The sequence below is a fragment of the Leucobacter tenebrionis genome, from assembly GCF_019884725.1.
Taxonomy (GTDB): Bacteria; Actinomycetota; Actinomycetes; order Actinomycetales; family Microbacteriaceae; genus Leucobacter; species Leucobacter tenebrionis.
In genome coordinates this window covers 2288875-2306179 of record NZ_CP082322.1, presented here as the reverse complement: position 1 = coordinate 2306179, position 17305 = coordinate 2288875, and the positions used below count along the sequence as shown (strand labels likewise).

Annotated in this window: 10 protein-coding genes; 2 read left to right on the top strand and 8 right to left on the bottom strand. The window is 68.8% G+C overall.

All coding sequences use genetic code 11. The features are described 5' to 3' along the window. Positions 1-4: 4 nt before the first annotated feature. The 3 genes from KVY00_RS10635 to KVY00_RS10625 all read right to left on the bottom strand — a co-directional run bounded on the left by KVY00_RS10635 (position 5) and on the right by KVY00_RS10625 (position 8624). Positions 5-736 (bottom strand): SDR family NAD(P)-dependent oxidoreductase, encoded by a 732-nt coding sequence (locus KVY00_RS10635; protein WP_223042932.1) that lies wholly within the window; start codon positions 734-736, stop codon positions 5-7. 548 nt (positions 737-1284) lie between these two features. Continuing rightward, a complete protein-coding gene (locus KVY00_RS10630; protein ID WP_223042931.1) occupies positions 1285-3519 on the bottom strand; it encodes an ATP-dependent Clp protease ATP-binding subunit in 2235 nt (744 codons plus the stop codon). 329 nt (positions 3520-3848) lie between these two features. After that, positions 3849-8624 carry an NAD-glutamate dehydrogenase gene (locus KVY00_RS10625; RefSeq protein ID WP_223045283.1) on the bottom strand — a complete coding sequence of 1592 codons (4776 nt, stop codon included), beginning with the start codon at positions 8622-8624 and terminating at the stop codon, positions 3849-3851. A 294-nt stretch (positions 8625-8918) separates the two neighbouring features. Between KVY00_RS10625 and ddaH the strand changes: the two genes are divergently transcribed. Further along, a complete protein-coding gene (gene ddaH / locus KVY00_RS10620; RefSeq protein ID WP_223042930.1) occupies positions 8919-9689 on the top strand; it encodes a dimethylargininase in 771 nt (256 codons plus the stop codon). Between the two features lie 11 nt (positions 9690-9700). Here ddaH and KVY00_RS10615 read toward each other — a convergent pair whose 3' ends face one another. The 4 genes from KVY00_RS10615 to KVY00_RS10600 form a co-directional block, all read right to left on the bottom strand. After that, on the bottom strand, positions 9701-10624 hold the full coding sequence (locus KVY00_RS10615) for a shikimate dehydrogenase (protein WP_255572599.1): 924 nt from the start codon (positions 10622-10624) through the stop codon (positions 9701-9703). Further along, complete coding sequence (locus KVY00_RS10610) at positions 10621-11475, bottom strand: sugar phosphate isomerase/epimerase family protein (protein ID WP_223042929.1); 855 nt, start codon at positions 11473-11475, stop codon at positions 10621-10623. Before KVY00_RS10610 ends, KVY00_RS10615 begins: the two co-directional genes overlap by 4 nt. A 19-nt stretch (positions 11476-11494) precedes the next feature. Continuing rightward, positions 11495-12835: an MFS transporter gene (locus KVY00_RS10605; protein ID WP_223042928.1), complete on the bottom strand. Its 1341-nt coding sequence runs from the start codon at positions 12833-12835 to the stop codon at positions 11495-11497. A gap of 270 nt (positions 12836-13105) precedes the next feature. Further along, entirely contained in the window at positions 13106-14005 is a 900-nt protein-coding gene (locus KVY00_RS10600; RefSeq protein ID WP_223042927.1) for a LysR family transcriptional regulator, read from the bottom strand. Between the two features lie 215 nt (positions 14006-14220). Between KVY00_RS10600 and KVY00_RS10595 the strand changes: the two genes are divergently transcribed. Continuing rightward, positions 14221-15948: an FAD-dependent oxidoreductase gene (locus KVY00_RS10595; protein ID WP_223042926.1), complete on the top strand. Its 1728-nt coding sequence runs from the start codon at positions 14221-14223 to the stop codon at positions 15946-15948. Between the two features lie 44 nt (positions 15949-15992). On the opposite strand, the gene KVY00_RS10590 is transcribed toward KVY00_RS10595, so the two are convergent. Continuing rightward, the gene (locus tag KVY00_RS10590) at positions 15993-17303 is read right to left on the bottom strand and encodes an MFS transporter (RefSeq protein ID WP_223042925.1); all 1311 of its coding nucleotides are present in this window, start codon (positions 17301-17303) and stop codon (positions 15993-15995) included. Positions 17304-17305: the final 2 nt, after the last annotated feature.

Sequence of the window (17305 nt, the reverse complement as noted above, 5' to 3'; positions counted from 1 at the left end):
CCGCTCAGGTCGCCGTGTAACCGCCGTCGACGTGCAGCGTCTCGCCGGTGATGTAGCCCGCCGCGCCGCTCGTGAGGAACAGGCAGGCTGCCGCGACGTCGTCCACCGTTCCGAGACGGCGCGAGGGAAGCTTCGCGGTGAGGGTCTCGACCGCGCCCGGTGTGTTCCCGAGGGTCAGCATCGGGGTCAGGATCATGCCGGGAGCGACGGCGTTCACCCGGATCCCCTTCGGGCCGAGTTCGGCCGCGAGCTGGCGGGTGAGGCTCACGATGGCGCCTTTGCTCGCAGCGTAGGCCGCACCCGGCTCGGTCTCGTCGCCGCGCGCGTACGCCACTGAGCTGAGCAGCACGATCGCTCCCTCTGCGATGGCTCTGGCTGCGGCCTGCGCGACGACGAAGGAGCCGCGCGCGTTTATCCGCATCGACATATCCCATTCATCGGCGGTCATCTCATCGAGAGGGCCCCAGCGATAGATGCCTGCGCAGTGCACGACGGCGTCGGGTGCTCCGCCGAGCAGGCCGTCGGCCTCCGCGAAGATCTCGGCGATGCGCGCAGGGTCCGAGACATCGGCCTCGCGCTGCGCGAGCCGCTCGTGCTGCCAGTCGGGAGCCGTGCGCAGGTCGATCCCGAGCACGGCGCCCTCCGAGGCGAGCACTCCCTCGGCAACCGCGCGTCCGATGCCCGAGGAGGCACCGGTGACGATGACGCGACGAGGAAGCGTGCGATTGAGGTTCATAGGGATCCTTCCGTCGGATATATCCCATCAGACCACAGCCGGACACGCCCCGCGTCCGTGATTTGGCGGATAGCCGTTCACAGTCTCGTCGTCGCCCGCCCCCTGCCAGAACCGTGCGCACGTCTTCCACCTGCTCCAGCCAGTCCGTGCGGACGATATCAACCCGATCGTCGGGCTCCTGGTGCTCGAACGGCTATCCCCTGAGAGAAATCGCCGCTCTCGTGCAGGCCCACCATCTCGAGGACCAGCCGGGCCCGGATCTGATAGGCCGGTGTCTGAGCCCACGAGGCGCAGTGAGCCCCACGAGATACAGCCGCTCCAAGCCGTCGGGCAGAATGCCGGCGGTGCCGTGAAGCGCACGTTACAAGGGCGCTTCCCATCACTCTTCAACCGGCGATGGCACTGCTTCACTTCACCGAGCATCAGCACCCGTTTCCGCGCCAATGAGGAGATCGCGGTCTATGCGGTGGGTCGCCCTCGAAAACCACCGCATAGACCGCGATCTCCTCCTTGGAAGAGGGGCAGCCGGCCACCCGGCCGCCCAATCCTCAGTCGTCGAGCAGTTCGGCCTCGATCACGTCGTCGGGGCCTTCACCCTCGGATCCGCCATTCGACGGCACCGACCCTGCGCTCTCCAGCGCGAGCGATTCGCCGTCGGGCGCCACGTCCACTCGCACGGCGTCGCCGTCGCGCACGGATCCGGAGAGGATCGCCCGCGCGAGCCGGTCGTCGATCTCGTGCTGCATGAGCCGCCGCAGCGGACGCGCGCCGTAGATCGGATCGTAGCCGCGCGATGCCAGCCAGGAGCGCGCCTCGGGCGTGACGCCGAGGGTGAGCCGGCGATCCGCCAGCCGGTCCTGCAGACGATCGACCGCCAGATCCACGATCTGCGCCAGGTCGCCCTCCGAGAGCGGCCGGAAGATGACCATCTCGTCGAGTCGGTTGATGAATTCGGGCTTGAACGCGCGGCGCACAGTCTCGCGCACCCCGAACTCCTTCTCGCTCCACGGCAGATCGGGGTCGATCAGATACTGCGAGCCGAGATTCGAGGTGAGGATCAGGATCACGTTGCGGAAGTCGACCGTTCGGCCCTGACCGTCGGTGAGCCGACCGTCGTCGAGCACCTGCAGCAGCACGTCGAACACCTCGGGGTGCGCCTTCTCGACCTCATCGAGCAGCACGACCGAGTAGGGGCGCCGACGCACGGCCTCGGTCAGCTGACCGCCCTGCTCGTAACCGATGTACCCGGGAGGGGCGCCGACGAGCCGCGATACGGAGTGCTTCTCGCCGTACTCGCTCATGTCGATGCGCACCATGGCGTGCTCGTCGTCGAAGAGGAACTCGGCGAGCGCCTTCGCGAGCTCCGTCTTGCCGACGCCGGTGGGGCCGAGGAACAGGAACGAACCGGTCGGCCGGTTGGGATCCGCGATCCCGGCCCGCGTGCGACGCACCGCGTCAGCGACCGCGCGCACCGCGTCACCCTGGCCGATGAGCCGCTTGCCGAGCTCGCTCTCGAGCGCGAGCAGCTTCTCGGTCTCGCCCTGCAGCAGGCGGCCGACCGGGATGCCGGTCCAGGCAGCGACCACACCGGCGATGTCCTCGTCGGTCACCTGGTCGTTCACCATGCGCGGCTCACCGTCGACCTCTCCCGCCATCTCGGCCTGTTCAGCCTCGGCGAGTTGCTTCTGGATCACTGGGATCTCGCCGTAGAGCAGCTTCGACGCCTTCTCGAGGTTGCCCTCGCGCTGGGCGACCTGCGCCTGCATGTTGAGCTGGTCGAGCTTCTCCCTGAGGGAGCCGACCCGGTTCAGCGTAGCGCGCTCGCGCTCCCAGCGGGCCTCGAGGCCGTCGAGCTCGCGCTGCTTCTCGGCGAGGTCCTCGCGCAGCTTCGCCAGGCGCTCCTTCGAAGCCTCGTCCTTCTCCTTCTTGAGCGCGAGCTCCTCGAGCTTCAGCCGGTCGACCGCGCGGCGCAGTTCGTCGATCTCGATCGGAGCCGAGTCGATCTCCATGCGGAGACGGCTCGCGGCCTCGTCGATCAGGTCGATCGCCTTATCGGGCAGCTGCCGCGCAGTGATGTACCGGTTCGACAGGCTCGCGGCGGCGACCAGAGCCGAATCGGCGATGGTCACCTTGTGGTGCGCCTCATAGCGCTCCTTGAGGCCGCGCAGGATCGCGACCGTGTCTTCGACGCTCGGCTCGCCCACGTACACCTGCTGGAAGCGCCGCTCGAGCGCGGCATCCTTCTCGATGTACTCGCGGTACTCGTCGAGCGTGGTCGCGCCAATGAGCCGCAGCTCGCCGCGGGCGAGCATGGGCTTCAGCATCTGCGACGCCGCCACCGACGACTCGCCGCCGCCGGCCCCCATGAGCGTGTGCAGCTCGTCGATGAAGGTGATGATCTTGCCGTCGGAATCCTTGATCTCGGCGAGCACCGCCTTCATGCGCTCCTCGAATTCGCCGCGGTACTTCGCACCGGCGATGAGCGCCGAGATATCGAGGGAGATCAGCTCCTTGTCCTTCAGTGATTCGGCGACGTCACCGGCGACGATGCGCTGGGCGAGGCCCTCGACGACGGCCGTCTTGCCGACGCCGGGCTCGCCGATCAGCACCGGGTTGTTCTTCGTGCGCCGGGTGAGCACCTGGCTCACGCGGCGGATCTCGCTGTCGCGACCGATGACGGGGTCGAGCTTACCCGAGCGGGCGACTTCCGTGAGGTTGACGCCGAACTGCTCGAGGGCGCTCTGCCCCTCTTCGCCCTGGGCGGGCTGCCAGTTTGCCTGCATGGGGTTCCTCTCTGTTCAGCAGGTGAGTTGAGATCCGAACTCCCGCGACGAACCGCAGGCCGAATCACAAACTTGAGTGAATATGACTCAAGTTTACTGCGGCGGCGCGATTTGCGCCAGCGAATTCCGACTCTTCGTTTGCCATCGGCCGACGAGCTCCTCTAATGGCGACCCTTATCCCGGTGATTCGCGGAACACCGGCTGCAGGGGCCGAACTCTGCCGGTCTCCCGCGAATCACCGGACTTCTGGCAGGCCGGCGGAGTCGATTCGGGCTGAGCCCGATCAGAAGACAGAGCGGACTCGCGCGGCGAACCGGCGCTGAACCGGGTCACCGCACGAGCGAGCGCAGACGTCGCAGCGCGACCGACAGGGTCGCAAGGCCTGCATCGGCGTCGGATCGCACCGCATCGAGCGCTTCCTCGAGCACCCGCCTGCTCGACACCGCGCCCTGTTCGAGCCAGGTGTCGATCCGAAGGGCCGCGTCCCCCGGCTCCGTCTGCTCGAGCACGGAGGCGGTGAGTGCGATCATCACCGCGTAGAGATCATCGCGCATCGCCGCGCGCGCCATCGAACCCCAGCGGTCGTTCTGCGGCAGGGCCGTCACCCCGCTCAGCAACTCGTCGAAGTACATCCGAGATGAAAGGTCGAAGTACACCGCGGTCACCTCGTCGAGCCCCCAGCCTCGCAGACGCGACTGCTCCACGATGTCGAGCAGCGGCAGAGAAGCGAGCAGGCCAGCGCCGCGCCGAGCGAGATCGCTCGGCACCCCCGCCCGCTCGAGTTCGTCGACGCGGGCCTCGAACCGCAGCAGCTCGTCTCCGCGCAGCAGCTCGCCGAGCGCCTCGGAGAGCCGCGCGACGGGCTCGCCGAACAGTTCGATCTCGGCGCCGATGTCGATACTCTCGACGCGATGCTGCACGAACCAGCGCGTCGCCCGATCGAGCAGTCTGCGGAACGTGAGGTAGAGATCGGTCTGCACCGCGGTGCTCACCGCGTTGTCGGTCGCCTCGACGGCCACGACGAAGTCGCGCAGGTCGAACACCTCGCGCGCCACCACGTAGGCGCGGGCGATCTGCTCGCTCGACGCCCCCGTCTCGTCTGCGGCGCGGTAGGCGAAGGTGATCCCGCCGCGGTTCACCATCGAGTTGACCACCGAGTTGACCACGATCTCGGAGCGCAGGGGATGAGCGGCGAGATCGTCTCCGTAGCGCTCTCGGATGGGCCCCGGGAAGTAGTCGGCGAGGGTGCGGGCGAACCAGGGGTCGTCGGCCATCTGCGTCGCCGCGAGGTCGGACTTGAGCGCCAGCTTGGCGTAGGCGACCAGCACCGCGAACTCCGGGCGGGTGAGACCCCGACGTTCGGCGAGGCGGGTCTGGATCTCGCTCGTACTCGGCAGGAACTCCAGCTCCCGATCCAATTCGTCTCGACCCTCGAGCCACTTCATCAGCCGCTCGTGCGACGGAAGCATCTCGACTGCGTTCTCGCGAGAGTTGCCGAGCAGCACGTTCTGCTCGTAGTTGTCGCGCAGCACCTGCACCGCGACCTCGTCGGTCATCGAGTGCAGCAGTTCGTTGCGCGCCTCGCGATCGAGGCGGCCGTCGCGCTCCACAGCACCGAGCAGGATCTTGATGTTCACCTCGCGATCGGAGGTGCCCACACCGGCGGAGTTGTCGATCGCGTCGGTGTTGATGCGCACCCCCGCGAGCGCGGCTTCAATGCGACCGCGCTGGCTCACACCGAGGTTGCCGCCCTCGCCGACGACGCGCACGCGCAGCTCGGAGCCGTTCACGCGGATCGCGTCGTTGCCTCGGTCGCCGATCTCGGCGTCGGTCTCGGAACTCGCCTTCACATACGTGCCGATCCCTCCGTTCCAGAGCAGATCGACCGGAGCGAGGAGCACGGCCCGCTTGAGCTCGGCTGGCGTGAGCGAGGTGACGCCGGCATCGAGTCCGAGCGCCTCGGCCATCTGCGGGCTCACGGAGATCGACTTCGCGGAGAGCGGGAACACGCCGCCGCCCTCGGAGATGAGCGCGCGATCGTAGTCGTCCCACGAGGAGCCGGGCAGTTCGAACAGTCGCGCACGCTCGGCGAACGACGTCGCCGCATCGGGCGACGGATCTACGAAGACATGCCGGTGGTCGAACGCCGCCACGAGACGGATGCACTCGGAGCGCAGCATGCCGTTGCCGAACACGTCGCCCGACATGTCGCCCACGCCGACCACGGTGAACTCCTCGGTCTGGGTGTCGTGGCCCATCTCGCGGAAATGCCGCTTCACCGATTCCCACGCGCCGCGCGCCGTGATGCCCATGCCCTTGTGGTCGTAGCCCGCCGAGCCGCCCGATGCGAAGGCGTCGTCAAGCCAGAAGCCGTACTCGGCCGAGATGCCATTGGCGATGTCGGAGAAGGACGCCGTGCCCTTATCGGCCGCGACGACGAGATAGGGATCGTCGCCGTCGTGGCGCACCACCCGCTCGGGATGCCGCACCTCCGACCCGTCCCGGTTGTCGGTGATGTCGAGCAGACCGCGGATAAAGGTGCGGTACGCCGACTTGCCGCCCTCGAGCCACGCGGCACGATCGCTCGGCGACGGCAAGCGCTTCGCCACGAATCCGCCCTTCGAACCCGTCGGCACGATCACGGCGTTCTTCACCATCTGGGCTTTCACGAGGCCCAGCACCTCGGTGCGGAAGTCCTCGCGCCGGTCGCTCCAGCGCAGACCGCCGCGAGCCACCTTGCCGAAGCGCAGGTGCACACCCTCGACCTCCGGGGAGTACACCCAGATCTCGGCCATGGGGTGCGGCTTCGGCAGGCCCGGCACGCGGGCGCAGTCGAGTTTCATGGATACCCACGGCTTCGGGCGCCCCTCGGCATCCCGCTGGTAGAAGTTGGTGCGCCAGGTCGCCTCGATCACCCCGATGATGGAGCGCAGGATCCGGTCGTGGTCGAGACTGGACACGCCTTCGAGGTCGAGCCGGAGCGCGGCGGCCTGTTCCGCCGACTGCGTCTCGCGGTCGCCCTCGAGGTCGGGGTCGAAGCGCAGTTCGAACAGCCGCACGAGGCCGGCGGCGATGCCGGGGTTCGCGATCAGCGCCTGCTCGATGTATTCGACAGAGAAGGCCGAGCCGATCTGCCGCAGGTACATGCTGATGGCGCGCAGGATCACGATCCTGCGCCAGTTCAGGCCCGCGAGCAGCACCAGCGCGTTCAATCGATCGCTCTCGGCGTTCCCCGTCCAGGCCGCCTCGAACGCATCCGTGAACTCGGCCCCCCAGTCGGCGTCGCCCCACAGCTTCTCGTCGGCGACGACCAGACCGAAGTCGGAGATGTAGCGGGTGCCGCTCGGCAGCAGAATGGTATTCGGGCGCTCGTCGGCGACGTCGACGCCGAGGTCGGTGAGGAACGGCAGCACGCGCGTCAGCGGGTAGGGCGTGCGGGAGACGAGCGTGAGGTAGCGACGGGACGGATCCTCGTCCTCGGGCGTGTAGAGGTGCACCGCGAACTCGGCTCCCTCCTCCAGACTCTCGAGCAGAGCGACATCGCCCAGCGCCTCGTGCGGCGGCACGTACTCCTTGTACGACTCCGGGAAGGCGTTGCCGTAGCGGCTGAGCAGCTCCGCCGCTCGCGTCTCGTCGTTGCGCTCGTGCAGCGCATCCACGAACGCCTGATCCCAGCTGCGGATCGCCGTTTCGAGCTTGGCCTGCAGATCGGCCTCTGAGACATCGGGCACGGCCTCGCCCTTCGGCACCCGCACCACGAAGTGCAGCTGCGCCAGAGGCGAGTCGCCGACGCGCGTGGCGTGGTCCATCTGGTCGGCGCCGAAAGCTTCGCGCAGCAGAGCCTCGATCCGCAACCGCACGGTCGTGTTGTAACGATCCCTGGGCAGGAACACGAGTGCGGAGACGAACCTGCCGAACTCGTCGCGCCGCAGGAAGATGCGGGCGCGCCGCCGCTCTCGCAGACGGCTCACCTCGCCGGCGACGGCCAGCAGGTGCTCCGGCGAGTCCTGGAACAGCTCGTCGCGCGGGTACTGCTCGAGCACCTGGAGCAGATCCTTGCCCGAGTGCGAGTTCGGTGCGAAGCCGGAGGCGTCGAGCACGGCGCGCACCTTCTTCGCCACGATCGGCAGCGTCAGCACGGAGGAGGCGTAGGCGACCGAGGTGAACATGCCGAGGAAGCGGCGCTCGCCCGTCACATTGCCGTCGCGGTCGAAGGTGCGCACGCCGATGGAGTCGAGGTAGGTGTCGCGGTGCACCGTCGCCCGGGAGTTGGCCTTCGTGATCGTGAGCAGCCGAGGCTCGCGAGCCGTGCGCTGCGCCTCGGGACGCAGCTTCGCGATCGGCGTCTTCGTCTTCCTCAGGATGCCGAGGCCCGTGTGCGGCAGCGCCCGGAGCACGTCCTCGCCGTCTTCCCCGACCTCGAGCGCCTGCTCGCGGTACCCCAGGAACGTGAAGTTGTCTTCCGCCAGCCAGTTCAGGAACTCGACCGCCGAGGCGATCTCCGCCCGGTCGACGGTGGGCGGCGCCGCGGTGCGAAGATCGGTGACCACGTCGAGGCACGCGCGCCGCATGGCCTGCCAGTCGTTGACGGCGGCGTGCACATCGTGCAGCACGCCGCGCACCCGCTCCTCGAGCTCGGCGCGCCCCTCCTCTGTGGGAACGCGGTCGACCTCGAGATGGATCCACGACTCGAGGTCCCCGCCGTGGGCGTCGGTCTCGAGCAGTTCGCCCCCGTCATCGCGCCGCACCGAGAGCACCGGATGCGTCAGCAGGTGGACGGTGAGGCCCTGACGGGCGATCGCCGCGATGACCGAGTCGACGAGGAATGGTGAGTCGTCGGTGCAGATATCGACGATCGTGCGACGCGAGGTCCAGCCCTGCTCGGCGAGCGTGGGCGTGAAGACCGAGACCAGGGTCTCGCCCCGATCCCGCCGCCCCGCGAGCATGCGCATCGAGAGGGCTGCACCCACGACGTCGCGGGGCTCGCGCTCCCGCAGATCCTCCGCGTCGACCTGGTCGACCAGCAGTTCGACGCCCGGCCTCAGCGGCCGGTCGACCCCCTCGAGCGCGTCGCGGAGCCCCGTCGTGAGATTCGTGCTGTCCATGAGCTTCGGCGCCCCGTTCTGCAAGAGATGCATCGTAACCGATATCGAGCACCAGCCTAATGAGGACCACCGACATTCTCGACCGCTGCGCTCGACGTTCCGAGAGGGCTCGGCGACGGCGCCGCCTCTCGACCGCCCCAGCCCCGCCTCTCGACCGCCCCAGTGCCGCCGCAGCGCCGCCGGGCCGCCGCCGGGCCGCCGCAGCGCCACCGGAGCATCGCGGTACGCGCACCCGCCCGTGCGACCTCTAAGCTGGTACGGCAACCAGCCCAACGATCCGGGGAGCCCCTCACCATGTCGAAGATCGCCCTCGTGCGCCAGCCCAGCAGCCTGCTCGACGACGGGATCGTCGACCACATCGAGAAGGTCGCGGTCGATCTCGACGCCGCACGCGAGCAGTGGCGGGGATACGTCGCCGCACTGCAGTCGCACGGATGGGAGACGATCGAGGTCGACCCGGCCGACGACTGCCCCGACTCAGTGTTCATCGAGGACACGGTCGTGATGTTCCGCAACGTCGCCGTGATCTCCCGCCCGGGCGCCGACAGCCGCAAGCCCGAGACCGCCGGCACCCGCCGCGCGCTCGAGGCGCTCGGCTGCCCCGTCGCCGAGATCCAGGCCCCCGGCACACTCGACGGCGGCGACGTGCTGAAGGTCGGCGACACCGTCTACGTCGGCCGCGGCGGCCGCACGAACGCCGAGGGCATCGCGCAGCTGCGCCGCATCCTCGCCCCGCTCGGCGGCAGCGTCGTGGCCGTTCCGGTCACCAAGGTGCTGCATCTCAAGACCGCGGTGACCGCGCTCCCCGACGGCACCGTGATCGGCTACCCCGACTTCGTCGACAACACCGCGATCTTCGACCGCTTCATGCCGGTACCCGAGCCGCACGGCACCGCGGTGGTCTGCCTCAGCGATTCCGAACTGCTCATCTCGGCCTCCGCGCCGAAGACCGCCGAGATGCTGCGGGATCTGGGCTACGACGTCACCGAGGTCGCGATCTCGGAGTACGAGAAGCTCGAGGGCTGCCCCACCTGCCTCTCGGTGCGCGTGCGCTGCCTCTACTGAGGCGGCTCCGCTCACCCCCAGCGCAGACGCGCCTCGGCCTCGAAGTCGTGCAGCATCGCCGTCCGATCGGCGCGGCGGCCAGTGAAGATGCCGAAGGAGGCCGCGGCCTGCCCGACGACCATCTGAGCGCCGCCGAACACCGGGCAGCCGAGCTCTCGCGCCGCCCGCACGAGCGTCGTCTCGAGCGGGCGATAGATCACGTCGCCCACCCAGAGCCCCGGGTGCAGGGCGTCGAGCGGGATCGGGCTGCCCTCCGACACCCCCGTCATGCCGATCGGAGTGCAGTTGACGAGCCCCTGCGCAACGCGGAGCGCAGCGGGCGCCTCGTCAGGACTCAGCACTTCCATGCGCGCACGATCGAATGCCCGGCCGAGACGATCGGCGAGGGCGCGCCCGCGCTCCGGATCCACGTCGACGAGCGAGATGCGTTTCGCGCCGGCCCGCAACAGGGAGTAGGCGATCGCGGCGCCGGCGCCGCCCGCGCCGAGCTGCACCACGCGGTCCATACCGACCGCGGCGCCCGAGCGGTGCAGCGCGTCGAGCGCCTCCGAGAAGCCCACGTGGTCGGTGTTACGGCCGATCGCCCGGCCGCCGTCGAACACGACCGTGTTGACCGCTCCCAGAAGCGTTGCATCGTCGTCGAGCTCGTCGAGGGCGGGGATCACCGCCTGCTTCCCCGGGTGCGTGATGTTGAGGCCAGTGAAGGTGAACCGCCTCGCCCAGTGGATGAGGCCCTCCCAGTCGGGGTCGTCGAGCCCCATCAGGGCGGTGTCGAGCAGACGATAGCTCAGCATCAGTCTCTGCCGCGCCGCCTCCGCCTCATGCATCAGCGGTGAGAGGGAGCCCTCGATGTGCGTGCCGAGCAGCCCGAACAGGCGGCTGGGCGGTTCGGGGCGACGATCCCGCACTCTCGATCCGCCCTCGACCGCGCTCACGCCGCCCCCACGATCAGCTCGCGCGTGCGCTCGTGCAGCAGTCTCGCGTACCCGACGTCGCCGAGTCGTACCGCGAGCGGTCCGTTGGGCACCTCGAGGCCCACCGGCCGATCCGCGAAGAGGGCGAGCATCTCCGCGAGGGGCAGGTCTCCCTCTCCGGGCGGCAGCCGCAGGGCGCGAGACTCGACCTTCCGCGGCTCTCCGTCGGCGGTCATGCCGCGCGGCAGCGGCCCGTCTATCACGAGCGCCTCAGGCGTCGCGAACGGCGCGTCGCACAGCTGAAGCATCCGCACGATCGTCGCGGAGTCGGGCGCCGCTGCGAGTTCGGCGAGGACATCGGCCGGAGTGTCCGCGCGGCGCAGGTGCAACGGGTCGAGCAGCACCCCGGCTCCGGCTGCGCGCGCGATGCGCGTCGCGTGGGAGACGGAGCTCACCGCGTTGTAGCTGATGGGTTCGATCGCGGGGAGGATCCCGAAACCGCGCGCGTCCCCGACCAGCTCGGAGAGCGCCGCCGTGAGGCGCGCCTCATCGGGATCGACCCCCGCCACCGTCAGCGAGCGCGCCCCGAGAGCCGCGCCGGCCTCGAGCATCGGCATCCAGGTCTCGCGCCCGACGTTCCCGTCGAGCGCGAGGAACTCAATGTCCTCGACCCGCAGCCCGGTTTCGTCGAGCGCGGCGAGCACCGCCCGCGACATCGACGAACCTGGCGAGAGGTCGGCGATCCGCTCGGCGGGGGTCGCCCCGCGCACCCGGATCCCGACGAAGTCGTACCCGGCCGCCGCTGCGACCCGTACCAGCTCATCGGGCTCGAGGTGCAGCAGCGACAGGTGGGCCAGCCCGATATCGGACATGATCGTCGGCACTCCCGGTTCAGCCCCGCTGGCCCAGCCGGGCAGTCGGGGTCTTGTAGGTCTCGGGGCTCAGCAGGGCGCACAGGCCCGAGATGGCGGCCGCACCGGCGGTGAACAGCGCCACGCCGAACCAGTTGCCCGCCTCACCCGAGATCGACTGCGCGATCGCCGGGGTGAAGCCCGCGAGCAGCAGGCCGAACATGAGGCCGATGGCCATGCCGCTGTAGCGCACCTGCGGCGGGAACTGCTCGGGGAAGAACGCGGGGTAGACGCCGTTGCTCATCGAATAGGCCCCGGAGAGGAGCAGGATCCCGGTGACCCAGATCAACCAGGTGTCGCCGGGGCCTCCGGCGTTGAGCGCCCACAGGAACGCGAAGGCGAGCACCATCATGCCGATCGAGCCGGTGATGAACACCGGCTTCCGGCCGATCCGGTCCGAGATGTGGGCGAACACCGGGATGGTGCCGACCGCGATGAGGTTGGCGACGCTGACGAAGGTGAGCATCTCGCTGCGGTCGATGCCCGAGATATCGACGCCGTACGCGAGCGTGAAGACGTTGATCATCGTATTGACCATCGTGAAGAGGCTCATGCCGGTGACGAGCAGCAGCGCCTTCGGGTAGCGGCGGAACAGCTCGAAGACGGGCACCTTCACCACGAGCTTGAGCTCCTTGGTCTCGGTGAACACCTCGGGCTCGTCGAGCGTGCGGCGCAGGATGAGGGCGATGGCGGTGACGACGAGGCTGAGCAGGAACGGGATTCGCCAGCCCCAGCTCATCTGGGCCTCCTGCGGCAGCATCGCGATCGGGATGAACACGGCCGAGGAGATCACGATGCCGAAGGTGACTCCCGAGAGGGTCCAGCTCGCGAAGAAACCGCGACGGTGGTCGGGGGCGTGCTCGACCGAGAGCGATGCCGATCCGGGGGATTCCCCGCCGGCGGAGAGTCCCTGCAGCAGACGGAGTGCGATGATGATGATCGGCGCCCAGATCCCGATCTGCTCGTAGGTGGGGATCAGGCCGACCACGAAGGTCGAGACGCCCATGAGGATCAGCGTGGCGATGAGCACCTTCTTGCGGCCGAACACGTCGCCCAGCCATCCCCACATCACGGCACCGAGCGGACGGGTCACGTAGGCCACGCCGATCGTCGCCAGCGAGAACAGCTGGCCCGCCGCGCCGGCCTCGGGGAAGAACAGCTCCTTGATGTACAGGGCGGCCGCGGTGGCGAAGATGAAGAAGTCGTAGTACTCGAGCGCGCTGCCGACGAATCCGGATATCGCTGAGTTGCGTGCGTTCTTACGGCGCTTCTCGGAGAGGATCACTTCCTCGGGCGGGAGGGTCTCGTTCGTAGCTGACATGTCGTTCCTTACTGCTGCTCGGCCGGATCAGCACTTCGTCGTGTGCCCCGCCGGCGATGGATGGTGTGGCCGAGCCCGTGCGAGCGCGGTGCGCCGCTGCTCTGCGATGGCGCCTCGTGAGGGGCTCTTGTGCGATTCAACGCCGAACAATTGCATCTGTCCAAGACCCTATGCGTCTGGAACTATGCGCGATCACAGCTCAATCAGGATTCTTACGCGCGGTTCTGCGGATATCGAAGTAATTTTCGCAGAACGAAATAGTGGTTGTTATCAATTCGTTACATCTGGGAAGGTGGCGCGAATGACGGAGAGCGCCGCGGCCAGACGAGGGCTCTCGTTCTCCCGCGACCACACGAGGGCATGCAGGAACTCGACCGTCTCACCCTCCAGTTCGACCCATTCGACGTACGGCGGCAGCACGGGAATGACCTCGCTCGTCGTCATCGCGATCCCGACCCCCGCCGCTACGAGGCTGAGGGAGAGGAACGGATCCCCGACCACCTGCGCCGCCGTCGGGGAGAACCCTGCGGCCAGGCAGACGCGCAGCACGAGCGTCGACAGCGAGGAGTTGCCGTCGAGCGGGCTCATGACGAACGGCTCGGTGCGCAGCTCCCCGACCCGCACGGACCTCCGTCCGGCCAGGCGATGCCCCGACGGCACGATCACCCCCAGCCGCTGCCTCGAAAGCACCCAGGCGTCGAGGGCGGGATCCAGCTCGCCCACGAGCCCCACGAACGCCAGATCGAGTTCGCCGTTGCGCACCATGCGCATCCCGTCGAACGTGCGGACCCCTCCCACGAGCTTGAGCTCGACGCGCGGGTGGTCCCTGCGCAGCGCCCGCGCCACCAGCGGCAGCGTGTGATGGTTGTGCATGCCCGAGAACCCCAGGCTCAACTCCCCGGCGAGCACCCCGCGCGCGCTCGTCGCGGCATCGGCGGCCAGGCGCACGTCCTTGAGCACGCGGTAGGCGTGAGGCAGCAGGGCCTCCCCCGCGGCGGTCAGCGAGACCGAGCGCGTGCTGCGCTCGAACAGCGGTGTCTCCAGCTCTCGTTCCAGCCTCCGGATCACCTGACTGAGCGGCGACTGCGCCATGTGCAGCCGGGCGGCGGCCCGCCCGAAGTGCATCTCCTCGGCGACCGCCACGAACGCTTCGAGCCAACGGAGTTCCACGGGCGCACCCCCTTTTTCCTGGCCGGGCCTGCTTTCCGGCCGGGCTTCTTTTCTAGCCGGGCCCGCTCTCCGGCAGAGCCTGGATTCAGTGTTGAAACTACATAGAATCTGACCGATCCTCAAACAATACGACCTAAAAGTTGCCGCCCCGGCACGCGCGCCGCACCATGCTTATGGACCGCCCGGCGCGGCGCGGTCCACGAGAGGAGCGGTGAATGGGCAGGGAGAAGCAGTGCGAGGAGTTCGACGTCGTCGTGATCGGCGCCGGCGCGGGCGGGCTCGCGACGGCGGTCACCACGGCGCACCGGGGCCTCAGAGTGCTCGTGCTCGAGCGGGATCGCCGTTGCGGCGGCGCCACCTCCCGCTCCGGCGGCTGGCTCTGGGCACCCCGAAACGAGTTCGCGCGGGCCGACGGCGTCGACGAGTCGATCGACGATATCAAGCAGTACCTGCGAGCCGTGACCGGCGAGAACTACGACGAGGCCCGCACCGACGCGTTCCTCCGAGCGGCCCCCGAGATGGTGTCGTTCTTCGAGCACGAGACCTTCCTGCAGTTCGTGCCGGGCAGCAAGATCTGCGACATCTACGGCGGGCTGCCGCACGCGGGGACCGGCCACCGCTCGGTCGCGCCGAAACCCGTGAGCGGACGCGTCTTCCCGAAGCAGTTGCGCCGCATGATGGCACCCCAGTTCTGGGAGACCTCGTTCCTCGGCATGGGGATCATGGCCGGCCCCGACCTCTCGGGCTTCCTCGCCGCCTCGAAGCTCAAACCCGCCGGCTGGTGGCACGCGGCGAAACGGGTGACCCGGTACGTATTCGACGTCCTCACCGAGGGGCGCGGCATGCACTTCGTGAACGGCGTCGCGCTGACCGGCCGACTCATGAAATCCGCCGTCGACCGCGGCGTCGATATCCGAGTGCGTCATCGCGCGATCGAGATCACCCGTGCCTCCGACGGCCGCGCGAACGGCGTCGTCGCCGAGACCCCGCGCGGTCGGCGCCGCTTCAGGGCCGCGCGCGGCGTGGTCATCGCGAGCGGCGGCTTCTCCGCGAATGCGGCGATGCGCGTCGGCCACTTCCCGCACAACCGATCCGCCGACGACCACTGGACCCTCGCCCCCAGAACTGCCGACGGATCGGGCATCGAGCTCGGCCGCTCGCTCGGCGGCGTGCTCGACACGAGCGGCGCGTCGCCGGCCGCCTGGTGCCCCGTCTCGCTCGTGCCCTACGCGAACGGCCGCACCGGCGTCTTCCCCCACATCATGGATCGCGCCAAGCCCGGCTCGATCGGCGTGCGCCGTGACGGCAGGAGATTCGTCAACGAGGCGAACGGCTACTGGGACTACGTCTCAGGGCTCAACTCGGCGACGCCCGAGGGCGAACTGGCCGAGGCATGGCAGATCGGAGACTCGCGCTTTCTCGCGCACTACCCGCTCGGCTTCGCCATGCCCCGCCCCGTGCCCAAGTGGCCGCACCTGCGATCCGGCTACCTCGTGCGGGCCGACACGCTGCCCGAGCTCGCCGAGCGCTGCGGCATCGACGCGGCCCAGCTCGTCGCGACGGTCGAGAAATTCAACCGGGGAGCGCGCAGGGGCGAGGATCCTGAGTTCCACCGCGGCGAGACCCCCTTCAACCGCTACGGCGGCGATCCCGAGGTCGGACCGAATCCGAGCCTGGCTCCGATCGAGCGCGGCCCGTTCTACGCCGTGCGGGTGATGCAGGGATCCTTCGGCACCTTCGCCGGCCTCCGCACCGACGAGCGCGCCCGGCTGCTCGACGAGCGGGGCGAGCACATCCCCGGCGCCTACGTCGTGGGCGTCGACCAGAAGAACCTGTTCGGCGGCCACTATCCGGCCGGCGGCATCAACATCGGCCCGGCACTGACCTTCGGCTACATCGCCGGACTGGACCTGGCCGAGGCGACGCCGGCTCCAGCCCGATGAGAGATCGCCACCGGGATCCGGAGCCGCGCCCGCGGGTCCCTGACTCAGCGCGCCACCGGGATCCGGATCCCGAGCGTGTCGGTCGGCACGTCCTTCGTCTCGCGGGCGGTCAGGGCGGCGACGGTCACGATGAGGCAGATCGCCCCGGTGAACAGCGAGATCACGACCCAGCCGCCCTCCTGCACGCCCCCGAGCGCGGCGACGATCGACGGCGCGAAGCCCGCCATGAGGAAGCCGATCTGCGTGCCGATCGCGAGCCCCGAGAACCGCACCTTCGCCGAGAACATCTCGCCGTAGAACGACGGCCAGACCGCGTTCGCCGCCGCGTAACCGCAGGAGAAGGTGAGGATCGCGAGCAGGAAGACCACGAAGATGTTGTCGCTGCTCATCGACAGCATGTAGAAGGGCATGAAGACGGCCGACGAGATCGCGCCGTAGATGAACACGGGCTTGCGCCCGATCCGATCGGCGAGCATCGCGAAGAGGGGCTGCGTGCCGAGCGCGACCAGGTTCGCGACGACGATCAGCCACAGGGTGATGCTCTGCGGCAGGCCGACCAGCACGCCGTAGGCGATGGCGAGGTTGCCGAACACGGTCGAGACGGCCGCGATGAAGGCGCACAGGATCACGCGCAGCACATCGCGCCAGTGGTCGCGCAGCAGGTCGAAGAGCGGCACCTTGGCGATCTCGCCCTGCGCCTTGGCCTCCTCGAAGGCGGGCGGTTCGTGCAGCGTGCGGCGGATGTAGAAGGTGACGATGACCACCACGGCGCTCAACCAGAACGGGATGCGCCACGCCCACTCGTACTTGAAGGGATCGTCGTCGGGCAGCAGCGTGACCGGCAGGAAGATGAGGGCGGCGAGGATCTGCCCGCCCTGGGTGCCCGAGAGCGTCCACGAGGTGAAGAAGGATCGCCGGTTGTCCGGCGCGTGCTCGAGCGTCATCGAGGAGGCACCTGCCTGCTCGCCCGCGGCCGAGAGCCCCTGCATGAGGCGGCACAGCACGAGCAGGATCGGCGCGAACCAGCCGATCTGCTCGAAGGTCGGCAGGCAGCCGATGATGAAGGTCGCGACGCCCATGAGCACGAGGGTGAACATGAGGATCTTCTGCCGCCCGATGCGATCGCCCAGGTGGCCGAGGATCACGGCGCCGATGGGCCGCGCGATGTACGCGAAGCCGAAGGTCGCGAGCGACATGACGAGGGCGGCGTCATCGCCGCTCGGGAAGAAGATGTGCGGGAAGATCAGCGCCGACGCGGTCCCGAAGATGAAGAAGTCGTAGTATTCGACGGCGCTGCCCATGAAGCTGGCGAGCGCCGCCTTGATCGGTGTCTTGCGAGAGTCCGTCTCGGTCATCT

Excerpts from the sequence above, each read along its gene's own strand:
- KVY00_RS10595 (WP_223042926.1), top strand. The coding sequence starts at position 14,221 with ATGGGCAGGGAGAAGCAGTGCGAGGAGTTCGACGTCGTCGTGATCGGC.
- ddaH (WP_223042930.1), top strand. The coding sequence starts at position 8,919 with ATGTCGAAGATCGCCCTCGTGCGCCAGCCCAGCAGCCTGCTCGACGAC.
- KVY00_RS10630 (WP_223042931.1), bottom strand. The coding sequence starts at position 3,519 with ATGCAGGCAAACTGGCAGCCCGCCCAGGGCGAAGAGGGGCAGAGCGCC.
- KVY00_RS10590 (WP_223042925.1), bottom strand. The coding sequence starts at position 17,303 with ATGACCGAGACGGACTCTCGCAAGACACCGATCAAGGCGGCGCTCGCC.
- KVY00_RS10625 (WP_223045283.1), bottom strand. The coding sequence starts at position 8,624 with ATGGACAGCACGAATCTCACGACGGGGCTCCGCGACGCGCTCGAGGGG.
- KVY00_RS10610 (WP_223042929.1), bottom strand. The coding sequence starts at position 11,475 with ATGTCCGATATCGGGCTGGCCCACCTGTCGCTGCTGCACCTCGAGCCC.
- KVY00_RS10605 (WP_223042928.1), bottom strand. The coding sequence starts at position 12,835 with ATGTCAGCTACGAACGAGACCCTCCCGCCCGAGGAAGTGATCCTCTCC.
- KVY00_RS10635 (WP_223042932.1), bottom strand. The coding sequence starts at position 736 with ATGAACCTCAATCGCACGCTTCCTCGTCGCGTCATCGTCACCGGTGCC.